This is a genomic window from Yersinia intermedia (assembly GCF_900635455.1).
Lineage (GTDB): Bacteria > Pseudomonadota > Gammaproteobacteria > Enterobacterales > Enterobacteriaceae > Yersinia > Yersinia intermedia.
The window spans coordinates 295,953-317,147 of sequence record NZ_LR134116.1 but is presented as its reverse complement, the minus strand read 5'-3'; the positions used below and the strand labels follow the sequence as shown (position 1 = coordinate 317,147).

Below are 21,195 nucleotides of genomic sequence, written 5' to 3'. Positions count from 1 at the left end.
GGGCGTAAGATTCTAGACAAACCTTACGCCCACGTAAAGCGATAATATCAATTCGTGATTAGACCACTACTGCTGACAGACCGCTTTGATCGATTGCAACGCCAGCACCCATGGTGGTGGAGAGGCTGATTTTCTTGATATAAACGCCCTTCGCTGTAGCAGGTTTAGCACGCTTCAGCGCAACAACCAGAGATTCTAAGTTTTCTTTCAACTTATCTGAGTCGAAGTCAACTTTACCAATGGTAGTGTGGATAATACCGTTTTTATCGTTGCGATAACGAACCTGACCTGCTTTAGCATTCTTAACTGCTTCAGCAACGTTAGGAGTAACAGTACCCACTTTAGGGTTAGGCATCAGGCCACGTGGACCCAAGATTTGGCCTAATTGACCTACAACGCGCATTGCATCTGGGGAAGCAATAACAACGTCGAAGTTCATTTCGCCTTTCTTGATCATATCAGCCAGATCTTCCATACCTACCAATTCAGCGCCTGCTTCTTTCGCAGCTTCAGCGTTTGCACCCTGAGCGAAAACAGCAACGCGTACTGAACGGCCAGTACCATGTGGCAACACAGTTGCACCACGAACGTTCTGGTCAGATTTACGTGCATCGATACCGAGGTTAACGGCAACGTCTACACTTTCTACGAATTTAGCAGTAGCCAGCTCTTTCAGCAGGGCAACAGCTTCGTTGATATCGTATTGCTTAGTAACATCAACTTTGTCACGGATCACGCGCATGCGCTTGGTCAGCTTAGCCATTTATTAACCCTCCACTACCAGGCCCATGGAACGAGCAGTACCTTCGATTGAACGCATCATCGCGTCAACGTCAGCACCAGTCATATCCGCAGCTTTGGTTTCTGCGATTTCACGGACCTGAGCACTGGTCACAGTCCCTACTTTGTCTTTGTTCGGCTTGCCAGAACCAGACTTAATACCTGCCGCTTTTTTCAGCAGAACTGCTGCTGGCGGGGTTTTAGTAACGAAAGTGAAAGAGCGATCAGAATAAACAGTAATAACAACAGGGATCGGCAGGCCTTTTTCAATGCTTTCAGTCTTAGCATTGAACGCTTTACAGAATTCCATGATGTTAACACCCTGCTGACCCAAAGCTGGACCAACTGGTGGACTTGGGTTCGCCATACCAGCTGCTACTTGCAGCTTGACATAGGCTTGTACTTTCTTAGCCATTTACGATTTCCTCGATTTGGGTAGTATCGCCTCGCGTTCGAGGCTCCCCGTGTTTTGTCTCGCTATTATTTACGATGAAATAAGCTGTCACGGATGACAAAAGCAAGACATCTAAAAACAAAAGGCGCGAAATTATATTTTAATTTCGCGCCTAAGACAAGAATCAAATTTCAATCAATGATGAAAAATGAATCAGCCTTTTTCTACCTGACTGAAATCTAGCTCGACCGGTGTTGCACGGCCAAAGATAGAAACAGAGACTTTCAGGCGGCTTTTCTCGTAGTCCACTTCTTCAACAACACCGTTAAAGTCGGCAAATGGACCATCACTGACACGCACCAGTTCACCTGGTTCAAACAGTGTTTTAGGACGTGGTTTATCACCCACTTGTTGAAGACGATTCATAATCGCATCAACTTCTTTATCACTGATTGGTGCAGGGCGATCGGATGTACCACCGATAAAGCCCATAACACGTGGCACGCTGCGCACTAAGTGCCAACTGGCATCGTTCATCACCATCTGGACCAGTACATAACCTGGGAAGAATTTGCGTTCACTTTTGCGACGTTGACCGCCACGAATTTCTACGACTTCTTCCGTTGGAACCATGACTTCGCCAAACAGCTCTTCCATGTCATGTAACTTGATGTGCTCGCGCAGCGATTGAGCTACGCGGCCTTCAAAACCGGAAAACGCCTGAACGACGTACCAACGCTTTTTTGGTGCTTCAGACATCTTAGAACCTCAGGCCAGTAATAAACGATACCAAGCGGACCAGAATACCATCCAGCCCCCATAGAATCAGTGACATTACAGCAGTTACCGCAGCAACGATTAACGTTGTGTGCAGAGTTTCCTGACGGGTAGGCCAAATCACTTTACGCACTTCCGTGCGTGCTTCACGAGCAAACGCGACAGTGGCTTTACCTTTTGCCGTCATCAATGCCACAGCACCGGCAACAGCGATAATTACTACAACTGCCAACGCGCGCAGCGGCAGGCTGTAATCACGGAAATAATAGTTACCAACAATAGCTGTAACTAATAATACAGCAACGATTAGCCATTTAGCCGTTTCCAGGCCGCGTCCGCTCCCTGGAGCCTCGGTATTCGCACTCATAAACCAACCTGTCACTATGATTCAGAACAACAACTTTGCTTCGCATCGCAAAGCAAACCAAGCCGAAGGATGCTCTAGAGACTCTCTAATCGGCACCACTCGACACTATTCGCCGCACTTCCAGAGCCCATCTCACCAGTAATTATGATGAAAAAACCACTGATGAGATAGGTTCTAGCATGACAACGTAGAAAAAGGGCATCAAATGATGCCCTTTTATCGCATGTCGCGTCAAATCTTATTCAATGACTTTAGCAACAACGCCAGCACCTACAGTACGCCCGCCTTCACGAATTGCGAAGCGCAGACCATCATCCATCGCAATAGGTGCAATCAGGTTAACAATCATTTGAATGTTATCACCTGGCATCACCATCTCAACGCCGTCTGGCAATTCAATAGTACCGGTTACATCCGTTGTACGGAAGTAGAACTGAGGACGGTAGCCTTTGAAGAACGGCGTGTGACGCCCGCCTTCATCTTTGCTCAGAATATAAACTTCGGATTCGAATTTAGTATGTGGCTTGATAGAACCTGGCTTAGCTAATACCTGACCACGCTGTACGTCATCACGTTTAGTCCCACGCAGTAGAACACCAACGTTCTCACCCGCGCGGCCTTCGTCCAGCAATTTGCGGAACATTTCAACGCCAGTACATGTTGTTCTAATGGAATCGATAATACCAACGATTTCAACTTCTTCGCCAACTTTAACGATCCCACGCTCTACACGACCAGTGACGACTGTACCACGACCTGAGATAGAGAATACGTCTTCGATTGGCAGCAAGAATGGTCTATCAATCGCGCGCTCTGGCTGTGGAATATAACTATCCAGCGCCTCAGCTAATTCGATAATTTTTGCTTCCCATTCAGGCTCGCCTTCCAACGCCTTCAGCGCTGAACCACGGATAACAGGAGTATCATCGCCAGGGAAATCATATTGAGACAGAAGTTCGCGGACTTCCATTTCTACCAATTCCAGCAACTCCTCATCGTCAACCATGTCACACTTGTTCAGGAAGACCAGGATGTAAGGAACACCCACCTGACGACCTAGCAGGATGTGCTCGCGAGTCTGTGGCATAGGACCATCAGTTGCAGCGACAACCAAGATCGCGCCGTCCATCTGAGCAGCACCGGTTATCATGTTTTTAACGTAGTCGGCATGCCCTGGGCAGTCAACGTGTGCATAGTGACGAGACGGGGTGTCATATTCAACGTGTGAAGTGTTGATGGTGATACCACGCGCTTTCTCTTCCGGAGCGTTGTCGATCTGGTCGAATGCACGAGCACTACCGCCGTAGGTTTTAGCCAGTACGGTGGTGATTGCAGCAGTTAGGGTAGTTTTACCATGGTCAACGTGGCCAATAGTACCCACATTAACGTGCGGTTTTGTACGTTCAAACTTTTCTTTAGACATCGATTGTCCCTCTAAGACACGGAATCGGTGGTTTCACCACATCAACCAAGCGCATGCTTGCTGAATCCATAACACAGAAAGAAAATCAGGGGACGAGAGAATGAGAAATGGTGCTGATAGGCAGATTCGAACTGCCGACCTCACCCTTACCAAGGGTGCGCTCTACCAACTGAGCTATATCAGCACATCTTGGAGCGGGCAGTGGGAATCGAACCCACATCATCAGCTTGGAAGGCTGAGGTAATAGCCATTATACGATGCCCGCATCTTAGAACTCGGCTACCTGACTTAATCTGCAGAAACTTGAAAGGAAGGGCTTGGCCACTTCACTCTTCATCGAGAGCTACGCTCTCGCCTTGAGTGTGTATTAGGAGTTCGATCTTCTGAATCACCCTGAGACTCAAGGTTAAATATGGTGGTGGGGGAAGGATTATTCGTCACTTCATTCCTCACCCTTCGGGCCGCCGCTGCGCGTCGTTGACTCGCTACGCTCGGCTCGAACCTTCGTCGAAGGTTTTCACCTTCCCCTCAAGTGGCTCATTTAGATTCCTAACGCTGAATCGGCTTGAGACTCAAGGGTAAATATGGTGGTGGGGGAAGGATTCGAACCTTCGAAGTCGATGACGGCAGATTTACAGTCTGCTCCCTTTGGCCGCTCGGGAACCCCACCTAATTTTAGTACTTGAATGGTGCCGGCACCAAGAGTCGAACTCGGGACCTACTGATTACAAGTCAGTTGCTCTACCAACTGAGCTATGCCGGCATCAAGTGCAGCGCATTCTAGGTAGAGCGAGCTTATGATGCAACAAAAAAATTGCATAAGTCGACCTTTCGCTCACAAAACAGCCTATTTTTAAATGCCAGATGTATTATTAACCATAGTTAGCTCACTTCACATCCAGTGCACCAGCTTTCGTAATCAGCTCCATGAATGAAAAATAGCCTCTTAAATGAGTTCACTTCTCATTGTGCCACCAATTTTAGCATCACTGGCTGATCATAGATTTAGTTTTGCGCATCAAAAAGGGGAGAGCGCCCCAATAGAGTGCATCTCGTCGCCAAAAATATGACTCCAATGAGGAGAATCACACTGTTCATATTTGGCTTGTTTATTGCTTAAACATAGACATAAGCACAGACCCGCAGCGGTTGAGGAGTTTTATCATGAAGATCGTTTTACTTAATGCGGCAACATTGCCTATATACCGCAGTGAGCTGGCAAGTTTACTGATTGATGCAGTAGCTCATGGGGCATCTGTAGGCTATGACTCCCGCGCTCTGTCGCAGAAAGAAGCTGAGAGCTATTACGATGACCTGCGCCCTGCCATCGCCAAAGGAGCGTTACTATAGTGGATAGCACGCGATGAGATGGGGATTACTGGGACTATTCAATTAGATCTTTGCCAAAAACCAAATGGTTTAAATCGAGCAGAAGTGCAAAAATTATTGGTGCATAGCCGTAGTCGTCGTAACGGTATTGGGCACAAATTGATTCTCGCGATGGAGAGTACCGCAGTTCAACTACGCCGTGGATTGCTATATCTCGATACTCAAGCAGGTTCTCCTGCTGAATCTTTTTACCGTGCACAAGGTTATCGTTGCATGGGAGAAATTCCTGATTATGCCTGCACTCCAGATGGTAGCTATCATCCGACAGCAATCTATTTCAAACGTTTATTTTCAGTAAATCAATCACATACTGCCATAGCCAGTTGATGATAGAGATTGTCATCCATAAAAAGGTCGGTGCCTGCCACAATTGTTCTTAATTGATTGGAATAGCAACGTACATCAAATAAATCACTCACTAAGCACAAAAATGTCTACGCCAAAAAGCAAGCTGCCTATAATATGCAGCTTGTTTCTTATCTGGAGTTGGCGTCCAGCGCCTTTCCCAACCTGCGTTAACAGGCAGAATTTGGCTTATGACAAAAAGAGATCAATCTTTAGCGACGCCTTATCTACAGTTCGATCGTACCCAGTGGGCAGCCCTGCGCGACTCCGTACCATTGACACTAACAGAAGAGGAAATCGTTAAACTTAAAGGGATTAACGAAGACCTTTCATTAGATGAAGTGGCACAGATTTATCTACCACTTTCGCGCCTGCTTAATTTTTATATTAGTTCTAATTTGCGGCGGCAGGCGGTTCTGGAACAATTCCTTGGAACCGATGGCCAGCGTATTCCTTATGTCATTGGTATTGCAGGCAGTGTCGCTGTCGGTAAAAGCACTACTGCACGCTTACTACAGGCGTTACTCAGCCGTTGGCCGGAACATCGCAGTGTAGAACTGATTACAACAGATGGTTTTCTTTATCCCAATAAAGTGCTTAATGAGCGCGGGTTGATGAAGAAAAAAGGATTTCCACAATCCTATGATATGCATAATCTGGTGAAATTTGTCTCAGAAGTAAAATCGGGGGCAGGTCATGTTACCGCACCGGTTTATTCACATTTAATATATGATGTTGTCCCTGACGGTAATAAGATAATCAAGCAGCCTGATATTCTTATATTAGAAGGTTTAAATGTTCTACAAAGCGGGATGGATTACCCTCATGATCCACATCATGTATTTGTCTCTGATTTTGTAGACTTCTCTATATATGTTGATGCCCCTGAAGATTTACTTCAAAGTTGGTATATAAACAGATTCCTTAAGTTTAGGCAGGGCGCATTTTCCAATCCTGACTCTTATTTCCATAATTATGCTAAATTGCCAGAAGCTGAGGCAGTCAAAATTGCCACTCAATTATGGAAAGAGATTAATGGATTGAATTTAAAGCAAAATATACTACCAACGCGTGAGCGCGCCAGTCTGATAATGACTAAAAGTGCTAACCATGCCGTTGAGAGTGTACGTTTGAGAAAATAGCTAAAGTGGGAGGTTTTGGCCTCCCATCTATTATTAAATTAAACGCCACGAAGAGATATCTCACCGCCAATATAAGGTTTCACATTACCATTCTGTTCCAACAATAATGCTCCTTGTTGGTCAATACCTCTAGCAATACCAAATATTTCTTGATTACCAATAATCAATTTCACAGGGCGATCAAGGTAATTATCCATTTCCCGCCAACGAGAAATAAAAGCAGATAAGCCTTCATTTTCAAATTTAACGACTGCAAGTCGTAATTCAGATAACAGTTCAGCCGTCAGTTTATTACGATCAATATTAACACCCGCTTCCTGTAAGTTGATCCAGTCCTGGTTGATGGCATTAGTAATTGATTCACGCATTGTTAGATTAATACCTGCGCCAATGACCAACTGAGCAGCATCCCCCGTTTTCCCTGTAAGTTCTACCAATATACCTGCCAGTTTTTTATCATTTAAATACAGATCATTTGGCCACTTTACACGAACCTGCTCAGCACCGAGTTTACGCAGAACCTCGGCCATGACAATCCCAACCACCAGACTCAGTCCCATTGCAGCAGCAGGGCCTTGCTCCAGCCGCCAGAACATAGATAAATAGAGATTCGTACCAAAGGGAGAGACCCACTGACGCCCCCTCCTTCCTCTCCCTGCATGTTGGTATTCAGCCACACAAGCATCGCCAGACTTCAATTCAGTAATACGATCTAATAAGTATTGATTCGTCGAGTCGACTACCGGTAAGACGGTCACTTGACCTGCTGGGAGATAACTTAATATTGTTTGTTCATTAAGCAACTGAATAGGTGCAGGCAAACTATAGCCCTTGCCAGGAACTGTAAAGACATCTAGTCCCCACTCTCTAATAGTTTGAATATGTTTATTAATTGCAGCACGGCTCATCCCAAAGGCTTCACCCAATTGCTCCCCTGAGTGGAAAGCACCATCAGCTAATATGTTAATCAGCCGTAAAGGGACTTTAATATCTTTCACGACAAACGCTCCACAGCATTAACCTCACCATTACTTGCAATAAATCGCACTTCTGGTTCCAACCAGATTGCAAATCTCTTGGCGACTTGCTGACGGATATAAGTAGCAAGGTCGATCACATCCTGACCTGTCGCTTCTGCCAGGTTAATCAACACTAACGCTTGCTGCTGATGCACCGCTGCACCGCCAATCTGATATCCCTTCAGTGCACATTGATCGATAAGCCAACCAGCAGCCAGCTTAACAGAGCCATCGGGTTGCAGATAATGGGGTGCATTGGGATAGCGTTTTACAATATCTTCAGCTATAGCGGCATCCACAACCGGGTTCTTAAAAAAACTGCCTGCATTGCCGGTCACTGCTGGATCGGGTAGCTTACTACGCCGCATTGTACAAACTGAGTTGAATATCTCTTCTGCTGTAACTGTCGATGGGTCCATTCGCGTTAAATCACCATAGCCCAATATTGGGGTCCATGATTTCACCAACTTAATGCCTACGGCTACGATGGCAAATCCATGACCATAGTGATGCTTAAAAATGCTGTCACGATAGCCGAATTGACAATCTTGAGCGGAAAGACGCAGAATTGTACCTTTATCCATATCAAGCAAATCAACGTATTCACATACCTTCTGCAGCTCAACACCATAGGCACCGATATTCTGAATGGGTGCGGAACCGACACAACCTGGGATTAACGCCAGATTCTCTAGACCTGGCATGTTATTGCGCAATGAGTAACAGACTAATTGATGCCAATTCTCTCCAGCCCCAACATGCAGATGCCAGGCAATATCATCCTCAGTAGGAGTGATACCCTTAATCCGATTGAGTAATACTATTCCTGAATAATTTTCAATAAAGAGTACGTTGCTGCCTTCACCAAGTAAGAGCACTGGCTGATGCTTAGAGACAGACTCATGCCATGCATTAATCAATTCTTCAGGAGAGTAAACGCTGATTACTTTGCTCGCATATGCTGATAATGCGAAAGTATTGAGATGCTTTAGCGGGGAATGTTGATTCGACATTACATTGGATACTCATTCTAACTAGCTCTGGCGCTAGTCTAACCGATCATAATACTCATATTGTATTTTGTTTTAACTGAAGGTAAAAAAAGGTCCCCATCAGGGTAGCCTTCTGTTTTATTCATCTCTCTGACTGCCGGGTTTCTCTCACCGGCCCCTGCAATATTTAACGCTGCTGAGTATACTTCCTGGCCGTGACCACTCACGCTCAATATTTACACATCTTGCCATATTCAACCCATAGCAAAAACCCCACGCTTTTGGCATGGGGTCTCGGCTTTATTTGATGCCTGGCAGTGTCCTACTCTCGCATGGGGAGACCCCACACTACCATCGGCGCTACGGCGTTTCACTTCTGAGTTCGGCATGGGATCAGGTGGGACCACCGCGCTAAGGCCGCCAGGCAAATTCTGTCTAAACTAACCCGCTATGCAATTCTTCACACAGCCAGCCAGCCCAATCTCGGAACATTCGCTGAAAATATCATTCTCTCTCAAACACAAAACACCTTTGGTGTTGTAAGGTTAAGCCTCACGGATCATTAGTACTGGTTAGCTCAATACATCGCTGCACTTACACACCCAGCCTATCAACGTCATAGTCTTTAACGTTCCTTCAGGGGGCTTAAAGCCCCAGGGAAGACTCATCTCGAGGCAAGTTTCCCGCTTAGATGCTTTCAGCGGTTATCTCTTCCGAATTTAGCTACCGGGCAATGCCATTGGCATGACAACCCGAACACCAGTGATTCGTCCACTCCGGTCCTCTCGTACTAGGAGCAGCCCCTCTCAATCTTCCAACGCCCACGGCAGATAGGGACCGAACTGTCTCACGACGTTCTAAACCCAGCTCGCGTACCACTTTAAATGGCGAACAGCCATACCCTTGGGACCTACTTCAGCCCCAGGATGTGATGAGCCGACATCGAGGTGCCAAACACCGCCGTCGATATGAACTCTTGGGCGGTATCAGCCTGTTATCCCCGGAGTACCTTTTATCCGTTGAGCGATGGCCCTTCCATTCAGAACCACCGGATCACTAAGACCTACTTTCGTACCTGCTCGAGCCGTCACTCTCGCAGTCAAGCTAGCTTATGCCTTTGCACTAACCTCACGATGTCCGACCGTGATTAGCTAACCTTCGTGCTCCTCCGTTACTCTTTGGGAGGAGACCGCCCCAGTCAAACTACCCACCAGACACTGTCCTCACCCCGGATCACGGGGCCGAGTTAGAACATCAAACATTAAAGGGTGGTATTTCAAGGTTGGCTCCATGCAGACTGGCGTCCACACTTCGATGCCTCCCACCTATCCTACACATCAAGGCTCAATGTTCAGTGTCAAGCTATAGTAAAGGTTCACGGGGTCTTTCCGTCTTGCCGCGGGTACACTGCATCTTCACAGCGAGTTCAATTTCACTGAGTCTCGGGTGGAGACAGCCTGGCCATCATTACGCCATTCGTGCAGGTCGGAACTTACCCGACAAGGAATTTCGCTACCTTAGGACCGTTATAGTTACGGCCGCCGTTTACTGGGGCTTCGATCAAGAGCTTCGCCTTGCGGCTGACCCCATCAATTAACCTTCCAGCACCGGGCAGGCGTCACACCGTATACGTCCACTTTCGTGTTTGCACAGTGCTGTGTTTTTATTAAACAGTTGCAGCCAGCTGGTATCTGCGACTGGCTTCGGCGCCGAGAGCAAGTCTCTTTACCTAATGCCAGCGTGCCTTCTCCCGAAGTTACGGCACCATTTTGCCTAGTTCCTTCACCCGAGTTCTCTCAAGCGCCTGAGTATTCTCTACCTGACCACCTGTGTCGGTTTGGGGTACGATTTAATGTTACCTGATGCTTAGAGGCTTTTCCTGGAAGCTTGGCATCAACTACTTCACCACCGTAGTGGCTCGTCATCACACCTCAGCGTTAATAAGCAACCGGATTTACCAAGTCACTCCGCCTACATGCTTAAACCGGGACAACCGTCGCCCGGCTAGCCTAGCCTTCTCCGTCCCCCCTTCGCAGTAACACCAAGTACAGGAATATTAACCTGTTTCCCATCGACTACGCTTTTCAGCCTCGCCTTAGGGGTCGACTCACCCTGCCCCGATTAACGTTGGACAGGAACCCTTGGTCTTCCGGCGTGCGGGCTTTTCACCCGCATTATCGTTACTTATGTCAGCATTCGCACTTCTGATACCTCCAGCAACCCTCACAGGTCACCTTCAACGGCTTACAGAACGCTCCCCTACCCAACAACGCCTAAGCGTCGCTGCCGCAGCTTCGGTGCATGGTTTAGCCCCGTTACATCTTCCGCGCAGGCCGACTCGACCAGTGAGCTATTACGCTTTCTTTAAATGATGGCTGCTTCTAAGCCAACATCCTGGCTGTCTATGCCTTCCCACATCGTTTCCCACTTAACCATGACTTTGGGACCTTAGCTGGCGGTCTGGGTTGTTTCCCTCTTCACGACGGACGTTAGCACCCGCCGTGTGTCTCCCGTGATAACATTCTTCGGTATTCGGAGTTTGCATCGGTTTGGTAAGCCGGGGTGGCCCCCTAGCCGAAACAGTGCTCTACCCCCGAAGATGAGTTCACGAGGCGCTACCTAAATAGCTTTCGGGGAGAACCAGCTATCTCCCGGTTTGATTGGCCTTTCACCCCCAGCCACAAGTCATCCGCTAATTTTTCAACATTAGTCGGTTCGGTCCTCCAGTTAGTGTTACCCAACCTTCAACCTGCCCATGGCTAGATCACCGGGTTTCGGGTCTATACCTTGCAACTAGACGCCCAGTTAAGACTCGGTTTCCCTACGGCTCCCCTATTCGGTTAACCTTGCTACAAAATATAAGTCGCTGACCCATTATACAAAAGGTACGCAGTCACACCACGAAGGTGCTCCCACTGCTTGTACGTACACGGTTTCAGGTTCTATTTCACTCCCCTCGCCGGGGTTCTTTTCGCCTTTCCCTCACGGTACTGGTTCACTATCGGTCAGTCAGGAGTATTTAGCCTTGGAGGATGGTCCCCCCATATTCAGACAGGATGTCACGTGTCCCGCCCTACTCATCGAGTTCACAGCAAGTGTGCTTTTGTGTACGGGACTATCACCCTGTACCGTGCGACTTTCCAGACGCTTCCACTAGCACACAAACTGATTCAGACTCTGGGCTCTTCCCCGTTCGCTCGCCGCTACTGGGGGAATCTCGGTTGATTTCTTTTCCTCGGGGTACTTAGATGTTTCAGTTCCCCCGGTTCGCCTTGCATGGCTATGTATTCACCATGCAATAGTGCAACGAATTGCACTGGGTTTCCCCATTCGGGTATCGTCGGTTGTAACGCTTCATATCAGCTTACCGACGCTTTTCGCAGATTAGCACGCCCTTCATCGCCTCTGACTGCCTAGGCATCCACCGTGTACGCTTAGTCGCTTAACCTCACAACCCAAAGATGTTTTTTCGTTATTGGTGTGGCTGTGAACACACTCTGCTGTGTTGTGCAGTGCGCGCAATCTTCATGAACGTTGAGTTCACTCCGGTTGCTGTGCGCTGTACGCCTGGCTGAGTGTCTTCTCGCTCACACTGCAACAATGATAAACACATTGGCATTGCGATTATTTGAGAGACTCTAATACAGGTTAATCCTTATCTCAGTCATTCTACGGAGAGATAAGTTTCAGCTGTATTGTTTCAATTTTCAGCTTGTTCCAGATTGTTAAAGAGCAATATCTTAAACACGACTCGTTAAAGTCATCTTTAAGATATTCAGTTGATAATGTCTTTCACACATTATCGGAGTGGCGTCCCCAAGGGGATTCGAACCCCTGTTACAGCCGTGAAAGGGCAGTGTCCTAGGCCTCTAGACGATGGGGACACAAAAATTTCTACTGAATCATGGATTCAGTATTTTTGTGTAAAGGTGAGAATGTGGTGACACATTCGAACGACTGATGCAGTAAAAACTCGATGCCGAGGTCTTATTACACAATCATCACCCTCATCAACAGGTGCTCTTGCTCATTTACATTCATCAGACAATCTGTTGTGGACACTACGCAATGCGTATCGTTAGGTAAGGAGGTGATCCAACCGCAGGTTCCCCTACGGTTACCTTGTTACGACTTCACCCCAGTCATGAATCACAAAGTGGTAAGCGCCCTCCCGAAGGTTAAGCTACCTACTTCTTTTGCAACCCACTCCCATGGTGTGACGGGCGGTGTGTACAAGGCCCGGGAACGTATTCACCGTAGCATTCTGATCTACGATTACTAGCGATTCCGACTTCATGGAGTCGAGTTGCAGACTCCAATCCGGACTACGACAGACTTTATGTGGTCCGCTTGCTCTCGCGAGTTCGCTTCACTTTGTATCTGCCATTGTAGCACGTGTGTAGCCCTACTCGTAAGGGCCATGATGACTTGACGTCATCCCCACCTTCCTCCGGTTTGTCACCGGCAGTCTCCCTTGAGTTCCCACCATTACGTGCTGGCAACAAAGGATAAGGGTTGCGCTCGTTGCGGGACTTAACCCAACATTTCACAACACGAGCTGACGACAGCCATGCAGCACCTGTCTCACGGTTCCCGAAGGCACTAAAGCATCTCTGCTAAATTCCGTGGATGTCAAGAGTAGGTAAGGTTCTTCGCGTTGCATCGAATTAAACCACATGCTCCACCGCTTGTGCGGGCCCCCGTCAATTCATTTGAGTTTTAACCTTGCGGCCGTACTCCCCAGGCGGTCGACTTAACGCGTTAGCTCCGGAAGCCACGCCTCAAGGGCACAACCTCCAAGTCGACATCGTTTACAGCGTGGACTACCAGGGTATCTAATCCTGTTTGCTCCCCACGCTTTCGCACCTGAGCGTCAGTCTTTGTCCAGGGGGCCGCCTTCGCCACCGGTATTCCTCCAGATCTCTACGCATTTCACCGCTACACCTGGAATTCTACCCCCCTCTACAAGACTCTAGCTTGCCAGTTTCAAATGCAGTTCCCACGTTAAGCGCGGGGATTTCACATCTGACTTAACAAACCGCCTGCGTGCGCTTTACGCCCAGTAATTCCGATTAACGCTTGCACCCTCCGTATTACCGCGGCTGCTGGCACGGAGTTAGCCGGTGCTTCTTCTGCGAGTAACGTCAATCAATCGTGCTATTAACACGACTGCCTTCCTCCTCGCTGAAAGTGCTTTACAACCCGAAGGCCTTCTTCACACACGCGGCATGGCTGCATCAGGCTTGCGCCCATTGTGCAATATTCCCCACTGCTGCCTCCCGTAGGAGTCTGGACCGTGTCTCAGTTCCAGTGTGGCTGGTCATCCTCTCAGACCAGCTAGGGATCGTCGCCTAGGTGAGCCATTACCCCACCTACTAGCTAATCCCATCTGGGCACATCCGATGGCGTGAGGCCCGAAGGTCCCCCACTTTGCTCTTGCGAGGTCATGCGGTATTAGCTACCGTTTCCAGTAGTTATCCCCCTCCATCAGGCAGTTTCCCAGACATTACTCACCCGTCCGCCGCTCGCCGGCAAAGTAGTAAACTACTTCCCGCTGCCGCTCGACTTGCATGTGTTAGGCCTGCCGCCAGCGTTCAATCTGAGCCATGATCAAACTCTTCAATTTAAGATTTGTTTGATTTGCTATGAGTTAACATAGCGATGCTCAAAGATTACTTTCTGCAAATATGCATTCGAACCGAAGTTCAAATGTGTACTGCTTTGGTCACTCTTCAAGACTTTGATATTTCATCTGCCTGCCGAAACAGGCTTCGATATCGTCTTGCGAGTGCCCACACAGATTGTCTGATAAATTGTTAAAGAGCGTTCGTTACCCGTTTGCCTTTCGGCGAATCTTACGGTAACGCGGGAGGCAGATAATACGCTTTCCCGCTGAAGAGTCAAGAGTTTCTTTCGTTTCTTTCGAAGTCAAAATCATTCTTTTCGCTTCCTGACCCGGCGAAGTGTGTTTCGTTGTTCCCGGTCAGTGGAGGCGCATTATAGGGAGTTCCTGACAGCCTGCAACCCCTAATTTGAAAAAACTTTTCAACCGCGTTTTATTTCAACGATTTGCCGTGATAAACGCCATTATTGTTATTTTTTGTACTGTAGCGCTAAGAAATCCTGAGAAAAACTGCTTACCTGTTGCCAATCCGTATATTCAACTTCTTTACTAGTATCCGTTTCGCCCCCCGTCATCCGCATAATAAGTTGAATCATCACCCTATCTATCCAGCGATAACGGGGATAACGCAAAGCACCCGCAAATACCGTACACAGTGTTGGCTGCCACGGGGTACTGAGTAGGAACTTACGTACATAGGCATTAGTTTGCGGGGAACGCTTTTCCGGTTTGCGTGCTGTCAGATTCACTGCAAAGAACGCACTCGGCATTTGATTAAGCTGTTCAACGTGTTTGTTGACGAATTTACTCAATACTGGGCTGAAGTGCCCATAACGCACCGACGCACCAATCATGACTTGTTGATATTGATTCAGATCGATTTGCCCTACCTGCGATAAGTCTTTTATTTCACAGCTATCCTCTGCCGATAACTGTTTAGCTATATAAGAAGCAATAGTCTGTGTTTGGCCATCTCGACTGGAGTAAAGAATCAGGACTTTCATTGCAATGTTCCTTATGCAGAATTACTCACGCCAGAATGTTGGCGTGAATAGAACCAGCAGGGTGAAGACTTCTAACCGACCAAATAGCATGGTGATCACCAATATCCACTTGGAGGCCGGATTCATTGACGTGAAGTTATCCGCTACTACACCCAGGCCAGGGCCAAGGTTATTCAACGTCGCAGTCACCGCCGCGAAAGCAGAGAACTCATCAACACCGGTCGCGATAATCGCCAGCATGCTAATAATGAATACCAGAGCATACGCGGAGAAGAATCCCCATACCGCCTCCAGAATTCGTTCCGGCAACGCCCGCCGCCCCAACTTAATGGTATAAACCGCATTCGGGTGAACCAGTCGCTTTAACTCACGCGAACCTTGCAGGTAGAGCAACAGAATACGGATAACTTTCAGGCCGCCACCAGTTGAGCCAGCACAACCACCAATAAACGCAGAACATAATAAGAGTATCGGCAGGAACAACGGCCATTTTGAAATACTGTCAGTGGTGAAACCCGCAGTAGTAGCCATTGATACGACTTGGAAAAATGCCTGATTTATCGTCTCCAGACCGGATTTATAGACATTATGATACCAAAGTATCAAGGTACACACGGCGACCAGTGTCAATTGAACAAAGATGAACATACGGAATTCAGGGTCACGCCAATAAACCTTTAAACTGCGCCCACTCAATACCGCGAAGTGCAAACCAAAGTTACAACCGGAAATCAGCAAGAAGATAGCGATAATGGTGTTAATCGTTGGGCTGTTGAAATAACCGATACTGGCGTCATGGGTCGAGAAGCCCCCAATCGCAATTGTCGAGAAGCTGTGGGAGATAGCATCAAATACCGACATCCCTGCCCCCCATAGAGACAGCGCACAAGCAATGGTCAGTAAGACATAGATAAGCCACAGCGTTTTGGCCGTTTCCGCAATGCGGGGCCGCATTTTATTATCTTTCAATGGGCCAGGCATTTCCGCCCGATAGAGCTGCATCCCCCCGACCCCCAAGATAGGCAGGATAGCCACCGCTAACACGATTATCCCCATACCGCCGAGCCATTGCAGCATTTGGCGATAAAATAGAATGGCTTTAGGCAGTGAATCTAACCCTACTAATGTAGTCGCGCCAGTAGTAGTCAGCCCGGAGAATGATTCAAAGAATGCATCTGTTAATGAAAGATTAGGTCGCTCTGAGAATAAGAAAGGTAATGCCCCTACACTGCCCAGCACCGTCCAGAACAGAACCACGATGAGAAAGCCCTCACGGGGCTTTAACTCATGCTTCTGTTTTCGGTTCGGCAACCAAAGAAAGAGGCCGATTGCCAGAGCAACAAAAAAGGTTTCGCTGAAGGCACGGCCGGCGCCATCGCGATAGATCAATGCCACCAGTCCGGGAATAAACATTGTTCCAGAGAATAAGATGACCAGCAGACCAACAATACGGGTTATGGCACGAAAATGCATTCCGGCACGTTCCTTAGCAATTCACTTGGATGGGGATTATTGCGAAATGGGCGTCAATTGCAACGTACCACGACTGAGATCACGCAATTTGTCCCCGACCTGACTGGCTTGAGTTGCTGGCAAAGAGAGATGAAGCGTTACGAATTGTGCGTACTCACTCCCTATAATCTGGCCTTCAACCTGCTGTAACAAGGTTTCTACTATGGCAAGCTGCCCATAGTCACACTGCAAAGTATATTCTACCTGTGGGACTTTATATTTTACTTCGATCTGTTTTAACGCTTGTTGAACACCGCTACCATAAGCCCTTACTAACCCACCGGTACCGAGTTTGATGCCACCATAATAGCGCACAACTACTGCGGTTATCTCACCAATACCACTCCCCATCAGTTGAGCCAAGATAGGTTTACCCGCAGTACCAGAAGGCTCACCATCATCAGAAAAACCTAATTGCTGAGAATCTGTCGGCCTGCCTGCAACAAAAGACCAGCAATGATGCCGGGCGGTGAGGTGCTGCAGCTTCACCTGCTGAATAAAATCTTTCGCTTCATTCACCCCGCTGGTGTGGGCCAGCAGGGTGATAAAACGACTTTTTTTGATCTCTTCGCTGATAGTCACCGGATTTGTAGGGATTAGATAAGGCTGCATCAGGCCAGCTTCAGGTCACGTGTCATGTTCTCAACCCGGTTATCGTGAATCACGATATTATCTTCTATACGAATACCGCCGTAAGGCTTCAGCGCATCAATACGTTCCCAATTGAAATACTTGCTGAACTCACCGTTACGCCAAGGTGCCAGCAGAGATTCGATGAAGTACAGACCCGGCTCAATAGTTAATACCATACGCGGTTGTAAAATACGCGTACAACGCAAGTAAGGGTATTTGGATGGGGCACTAAGATGGGTACCTTTATCATCTTGCATAAAACCAGCTGTATCATGCACTTGTAACCCGAGAGGATGGCCTAACCCATGCGGTAAGAATGGACAAGTAATGCCTTGTTCGACCATCGCCTCTTCACTGATACCGGTAACCAGATGATGAGTGCGCAATAACTTCGCAATACGCTGGTGCATCTGAACATGGTAATCGGTATAGCGCTCGCCACTTTTAATGGTTTTGATCAGTTCAAGTTGCTCAGTATTAAGGTCATTAACTAACGCGGCAAAATCGCTATCACGGTTTGCAGCGTAAGTACGTGTCAGATCTGCGGCATAACCATTATATTCAGCACCGGCATCCATCAAGAAGCTACGCATTTCTGCCGGAGGCTGATGCTGTAACGTGGTGTAATGAAGCACCGCCGAATGTTCATTCAGCGCAACAATATTATCATAAGGGACATCAGTATCACGATGGCCGGTAGCCATCAGATAGGCCAGATTGATATCGAACTCACTCATACCCGACTGGAACGCTTCATGTGCTGCACGATGGCCGACAACTGCCGTCTTTTGTGCTTCACGCATACAAGCCAGTTCATAATCCGTTTTATAAGAACGATAGAAATGAAGGTAATCCAACACCGGTTGCGGGTTAATGTTTTCAGCACTAAAACCCAGAGCCTGCGCACGTTGTTGGGCATAACCGATATACGCCACGCGCTCCCGCTGCACAGGTAACTGCTGGGCAATATCATCTGCATTGGCTAATGGCTGGATATCGATAGCCTTGGTCCAGAAACTATCCGGTAATGGCTCAACACTGTGCCAGTAATCGACTGGAGAATAGAACCATAACTTTGGTGTATTAACCCCATCGACCCATAACCAACAGTTTGGTACTTGAGTGACAGGTACCCAAGCTTTGAACTGTGCATTGGCTTTAAAAGGATAGTCACGGTCATCGAGAAAAATACGTTGTAACTCACCGGAATGAATCAGTAAAGCGTCTAACTGATGGCGCTCTAGCACATCACGGGTGCGCTGTTGTAGAGTGGATAAATGTTCGTTATATAAAGAAGCCAGCGTTTCCATCACAGTACCCTTTGCTATTAGAACTTAATTTTTTCATCTTATCATAGTCACCAGAATCATGTTTTAGCGACCGCTTATCTGCCTATCAAATACGTTACCCACCCCCAAAACTGAATATTTCTTCATCTAATCCGCTATGAATAAACATGATAAAAATCAATTAACCCATCTGAATGACTGTGATCTTCACTGCAAAAAATCAATCTCTTGTTTGCATTTTATTAACAAAATATCCACACTTCCTGAATATCTGGTCATACCAGATCACATGCGCTTATTCAGGAGATAGATATGCTCTACCAAAGCGAAACACTACAGCTTCACTGGTTGGACAACGGCATTGCCGAGTTGGTGTTTGATGCACCGGGTTCAGTAAATAAGCTGGATACTAAAACTGTAGCCAATCTGGGTGAAGCCCTGGCGGTGTTAGAGAAACAAAGCGAACTCAAAGGGTTGCTGTTGCGTTCTGCCAAAGCGGCCTTTATTGTCGGTGCCGATATCACCGAGTTTTTATCCCTGTTTAATGCCCCACCAGAAAAGCTGCACCAGTGGTTGGTTTTTGCTAATGATATTTTCAACCGTCTGGAAGACTTACCAGTCCCGACCATTTCTGCAATCAATGGATATGCATTAGGTGGTGGATGTGAATGTATTCTGGCCACAGATTTCCGTGTTGCCTCCCCAGAAACACGGATCGGCTTGCCGGAAACCAAGTTGGGCATCATGCCTGGCTTTGGCGGTTCAGTTCGTTTACCGCGTTTGTTAGGTGCAGACAGTGCATTAGAAATCATTGCCGCGGGCAAAGACGTGAGTGCTGCTGAAGCATTAAAAATTGGTTTGGTTGATGCTGTTGTCGCCCCTGAAAAGCTGGCAGATGCCGCCCTAATCATGCTGAAACAGGCGATTGACGGCAAGCTGGATTGGAAAGCCGCGCGTCAGCCGAAACTTGACCCATTGAAACTCAATTCAACCGAAGCTGCTATGTGCTTTACCATCGCCAAAGGCATGGTGATGCAAGTGGCCGGAAAGCACTACCCAGCACCACTGGTCGCAGTAAAAACGATCGAAGCCGCCGCTAAACTTGGTCGGGCTGAAGCATTGAAACTGGAAACCAACAGTTTTGTCCCGTTGGCAGGTTCCAATGAAGCGCGTGCGTTAGTTGGGATATTCCTCAACGACCAATTTGTTAAAGGACAGGCTAAAAAACTGTCCAAAGGTGTCAGTGCACCAACACAGGCCGCAGTACTGGGTGCCGGGATTATGGGGGGTGGGATTGCCTATCAGTCAGCGCTGAAAGGTGTGCCAGTCATTATGAAGGATATTAATGACAAATCTCTGGCTCTGGGGATGAATGAAGCGGCCAAGTTACTGAATAAACAGTTGGAACGCGGCAAAGTGGATGGCCTAAAAATGGCAAACATTTTAGCAACTATCCAACCCACGCTGAATTACAGCGGCATTGAGCGTGCTCAGGTCATTGTGGAAGCGGTAGTGGAAAATCCCAAAATCAAAGCGGCGGTGCTGGCAGAGGCAGAAGCACTGATCGGTGAAGATACGGTGCTTGCTTCTAATACCTCTACAATCCCTATCGACCAACTCGCAAAATCACTTAAACGCCCTGAGAATTTCTGCGGTATGCACTTCTTCAACCCCGTGCACCGCATGCCATTGGTTGAAATCATTCGTGGCAGCAAAACCTCAGATAAAACCATTGCTGCGGTGGTGGCATACGCCACACAAATGGGTAAAACACCAATCGTGGTTAATGATTGCCCAGGCTTCTTCGTTAACCGCGTGTTGTTCCCTTATCTGGCTGGGTTTGGCATGTTGGTTAGAGACGGTGCTGACTTCCGCCAAATTGATAAAGTGATGGAAAAACAGTTTGGCTGGCCGATGGGACCTGCGTATCTGCTAGATGTCGTGGGTATTGATACCGCACACCATGCACAAGCCGTGATGGCAGTTGGCTTCCCTGAGCGGATGAACAAAGATTATCGCGATGCGGTTGACGTGATGTTCGATAACCAACGATTTGGCCAAAAAAATGGCCAAGGCTTCTACCGTTATACCCAAGATGCAAAAGGTAAGCCGCGTAAAGAAAATGACGAAATCGTGGATAACTTGCTGGCAACAGTTAGCCAACCGATTCAGAAATACAGTGACGACGATATTATTGCCCGCACCATGATACCGATGATCAATGAAGTGGTGCGATGCCTGGAAGAAGGCATTATTGCCAGCCCAGCCGAAGGTGATATGGCGTTGGTATATGGTCTTGGCTTCCCTCCTTTCCACGGGGGCGTGTTCCGTTATCTTGATACTATCGGCAGTACAAACTATGTCGAAATGGCCCAGCGCTATGCTCACCTTGGCGCGCTGTATCAAGTCCCCGCAGGGCTGAGAGCCAAAGCTGAACACAACGAAAGCTATTATCCTGTGGCAGCAGCGCTGCTTGATGTTTCTACCAGTCAACCGGCATGAGGTC

At 47.7% G+C, this 21,195-nt stretch carries 13 protein-coding genes, 5 tRNA genes, 3 rRNA genes, 1 other RNA gene and 1 pseudogene; 3 read left to right on the top strand and 20 right to left on the bottom strand.

The annotated features are described in order from the left end of the window. Positions 1-58: 58 nt before the first annotated feature. The 10 genes from rplA to EL015_RS01465 form a co-directional block, all read right to left on the bottom strand. On the bottom strand, positions 59-763 hold the full coding sequence (gene rplA / locus EL015_RS01510; protein WP_005192339.1) for a 50S ribosomal protein L1: 705 nt from the start codon (positions 761-763) through the stop codon (positions 59-61). 3 nt (positions 764-766) lie between these two features. Then, entirely contained in the window at positions 767-1,195 is a 429-nt protein-coding gene (rplK, locus tag EL015_RS01505; protein ID WP_004704678.1) for a 50S ribosomal protein L11, read from the bottom strand. Positions 1,196-1,387: 192 nt separating this feature from the next. Continuing rightward, positions 1,388-1,933, bottom strand: coding sequence for a transcription termination/antitermination protein NusG (gene nusG, locus EL015_RS01500; protein ID WP_002210671.1), 546 nt, complete (start codon positions 1,931-1,933; stop codon positions 1,388-1,390). Position 1,934: 1 nt separating this feature from the next. Further along, complete coding sequence (secE, locus tag EL015_RS01495; protein ID WP_005192343.1) at positions 1,935-2,318, bottom strand: preprotein translocase subunit SecE; 384 nt, start codon at positions 2,316-2,318, stop codon at positions 1,935-1,937. 238 nt (positions 2,319-2,556) lie between these two features. Beyond that, the gene (tuf, locus tag EL015_RS01490) at positions 2,557-3,741 is read right to left on the bottom strand and encodes an elongation factor Tu (protein WP_005192344.1); all 1,185 of its coding nucleotides are present in this window, start codon (positions 3,739-3,741) and stop codon (positions 2,557-2,559) included. Positions 3,742-3,849: 108 nt separating this feature from the next. Beyond that, positions 3,850-3,925, bottom strand: a tRNA-Thr gene (locus EL015_RS01485). Positions 3,926-3,931: 6 nt separating this feature from the next. Then, positions 3,932-4,006: transfer RNA gene (locus EL015_RS01480), tRNA-Gly, on the bottom strand. Positions 4,007-4,154: 148 nt separating this feature from the next. Beyond that, positions 4,155-4,282: non-coding RNA, RtT sRNA (locus EL015_RS01475), on the bottom strand. A gap of 44 nt (positions 4,283-4,326) precedes the next feature. After that, positions 4,327-4,411 (bottom strand) — tRNA-Tyr (locus tag EL015_RS01470). Positions 4,412-4,428: 17 nt separating this feature from the next. Then, positions 4,429-4,504 (bottom strand) — tRNA-Thr (locus tag EL015_RS01465). A 401-nt stretch (positions 4,505-4,905) separates the two neighbouring features. On the opposite strand from EL015_RS01465, the pseudogene EL015_RS01460 reads away from it, so the two are divergent. Further along, positions 4,906-5,457, top strand: a pseudogene (locus EL015_RS01460) (GNAT family N-acetyltransferase). 209 nt (positions 5,458-5,666) lie between these two features. Beyond that, complete coding sequence (gene coaA, locus EL015_RS01455) at positions 5,667-6,617, top strand: type I pantothenate kinase (protein ID WP_005192347.1); 951 nt, start codon at positions 5,667-5,669, stop codon at positions 6,615-6,617. 38 nt (positions 6,618-6,655) lie between these two features. Here the strand turns inward: coaA and birA are convergent, their stop codons facing one another. The 10 genes from birA to pepQ form a co-directional block, all read right to left on the bottom strand. After that, positions 6,656-7,615 carry a bifunctional biotin--[acetyl-CoA-carboxylase] ligase/biotin operon repressor BirA gene (gene birA, locus EL015_RS01450; protein ID WP_032907894.1) on the bottom strand — a complete coding sequence of 320 codons (960 nt, stop codon included), beginning with the start codon at positions 7,613-7,615 and terminating at the stop codon, positions 6,656-6,658. Continuing rightward, positions 7,612-8,649 (bottom strand): UDP-N-acetylmuramate dehydrogenase, encoded by a 1,038-nt coding sequence (gene murB / locus EL015_RS01445; protein ID WP_005192349.1) that lies wholly within the window; start codon positions 8,647-8,649, stop codon positions 7,612-7,614. Before murB ends, birA begins: the two co-directional genes overlap by 4 nt. A gap of 288 nt (positions 8,650-8,937) precedes the next feature. After that, a 5S ribosomal RNA gene (gene rrf, locus EL015_RS01440) occupies positions 8,938-9,053 on the bottom strand. Between the two features lie 116 nt (positions 9,054-9,169). After that, positions 9,170-12,076, bottom strand: a 23S ribosomal RNA gene (locus tag EL015_RS01435). A gap of 360 nt (positions 12,077-12,436) precedes the next feature. After that, positions 12,437-12,512 (bottom strand) — tRNA-Glu (locus EL015_RS01430). Positions 12,513-12,711: 199 nt separating this feature from the next. Beyond that, positions 12,712-14,254, bottom strand: a 16S ribosomal RNA gene (locus tag EL015_RS01425). Together the 16S, 23S and 5S rRNA genes with 1 tRNA gene alongside form the textbook arrangement of a ribosomal RNA operon. 467 nt (positions 14,255-14,721) lie before the next feature. Next, positions 14,722-15,255 carry a menaquinone-dependent protoporphyrinogen IX dehydrogenase gene (gene hemG / locus EL015_RS01415; protein ID WP_005187807.1) on the bottom strand — a complete coding sequence of 178 codons (534 nt, stop codon included), beginning with the start codon at positions 15,253-15,255 and terminating at the stop codon, positions 14,722-14,724. A 21-nt stretch (positions 15,256-15,276) separates the two neighbouring features. Then, the gene (trkH, locus tag EL015_RS01410; RefSeq protein ID WP_005187809.1) at positions 15,277-16,728 is read right to left on the bottom strand and encodes a Trk system potassium transporter TrkH; all 1,452 of its coding nucleotides are present in this window, start codon (positions 16,726-16,728) and stop codon (positions 15,277-15,279) included. Positions 16,729-16,764: 36 nt separating this feature from the next. After that, on the bottom strand, positions 16,765-17,379 hold the full coding sequence (locus tag EL015_RS01405; RefSeq protein ID WP_032906868.1) for an IMPACT family protein: 615 nt from the start codon (positions 17,377-17,379) through the stop codon (positions 16,765-16,767). Next, positions 17,379-18,710 (bottom strand): Xaa-Pro dipeptidase, encoded by a 1,332-nt coding sequence (pepQ, locus tag EL015_RS01400; protein WP_005187813.1) that lies wholly within the window; start codon positions 18,708-18,710, stop codon positions 17,379-17,381. The genes EL015_RS01405 and pepQ overlap by 1 nt, the downstream gene beginning before the upstream one ends. A 291-nt stretch (positions 18,711-19,001) precedes the next feature. On the opposite strand from pepQ, the gene fadB reads away from it, so the two are divergent. Further along, complete coding sequence (gene fadB, locus EL015_RS01395; RefSeq protein WP_005187816.1) at positions 19,002-21,191, top strand: fatty acid oxidation complex subunit alpha FadB; 2,190 nt, start codon at positions 19,002-19,004, stop codon at positions 21,189-21,191. The last annotated feature ends 4 nt before the right edge of the window (positions 21,192-21,195 follow it).

Excerpts from the sequence above, each read along its gene's own strand:
- rplA (WP_005192339.1), bottom strand. The coding sequence starts at position 763 with ATGGCTAAGCTGACCAAGCGCATGCGCGTGATCCGTGACAAAGTTGAT.
- tuf (WP_005192344.1), bottom strand. The coding sequence starts at position 3,741 with ATGTCTAAAGAAAAGTTTGAACGTACAAAACCGCACGTTAATGTGGGT.
- murB (WP_005192349.1), bottom strand. The coding sequence starts at position 8,649 with ATGTCGAATCAACATTCCCCGCTAAAGCATCTCAATACTTTCGCATTA.
- nusG (WP_002210671.1), bottom strand. The coding sequence starts at position 1,933 with ATGTCTGAAGCACCAAAAAAGCGTTGGTACGTCGTTCAGGCGTTTTCC.
- coaA (WP_005192347.1), top strand. The coding sequence starts at position 5,667 with ATGACAAAAAGAGATCAATCTTTAGCGACGCCTTATCTACAGTTCGAT.
- fadB (WP_005187816.1), top strand. The coding sequence starts at position 19,002 with ATGCTCTACCAAAGCGAAACACTACAGCTTCACTGGTTGGACAACGGC.
- EL015_RS01405 (WP_032906868.1), bottom strand. The coding sequence starts at position 17,379 with ATGCAGCCTTATCTAATCCCTACAAATCCGGTGACTATCAGCGAAGAG.
- hemG (WP_005187807.1), bottom strand. The coding sequence starts at position 15,255 with ATGAAAGTCCTGATTCTTTACTCCAGTCGAGATGGCCAAACACAGACT.
- secE (WP_005192343.1), bottom strand. The coding sequence starts at position 2,318 with ATGAGTGCGAATACCGAGGCTCCAGGGAGCGGACGCGGCCTGGAAACG.
- rplK (WP_004704678.1), bottom strand. The coding sequence starts at position 1,195 with ATGGCTAAGAAAGTACAAGCCTATGTCAAGCTGCAAGTAGCAGCTGGT.
- trkH (WP_005187809.1), bottom strand. The coding sequence starts at position 16,728 with ATGCATTTTCGTGCCATAACCCGTATTGTTGGTCTGCTGGTCATCTTA.
- pepQ (WP_005187813.1), bottom strand. The coding sequence starts at position 18,710 with ATGGAAACGCTGGCTTCTTTATATAACGAACATTTATCCACTCTACAA.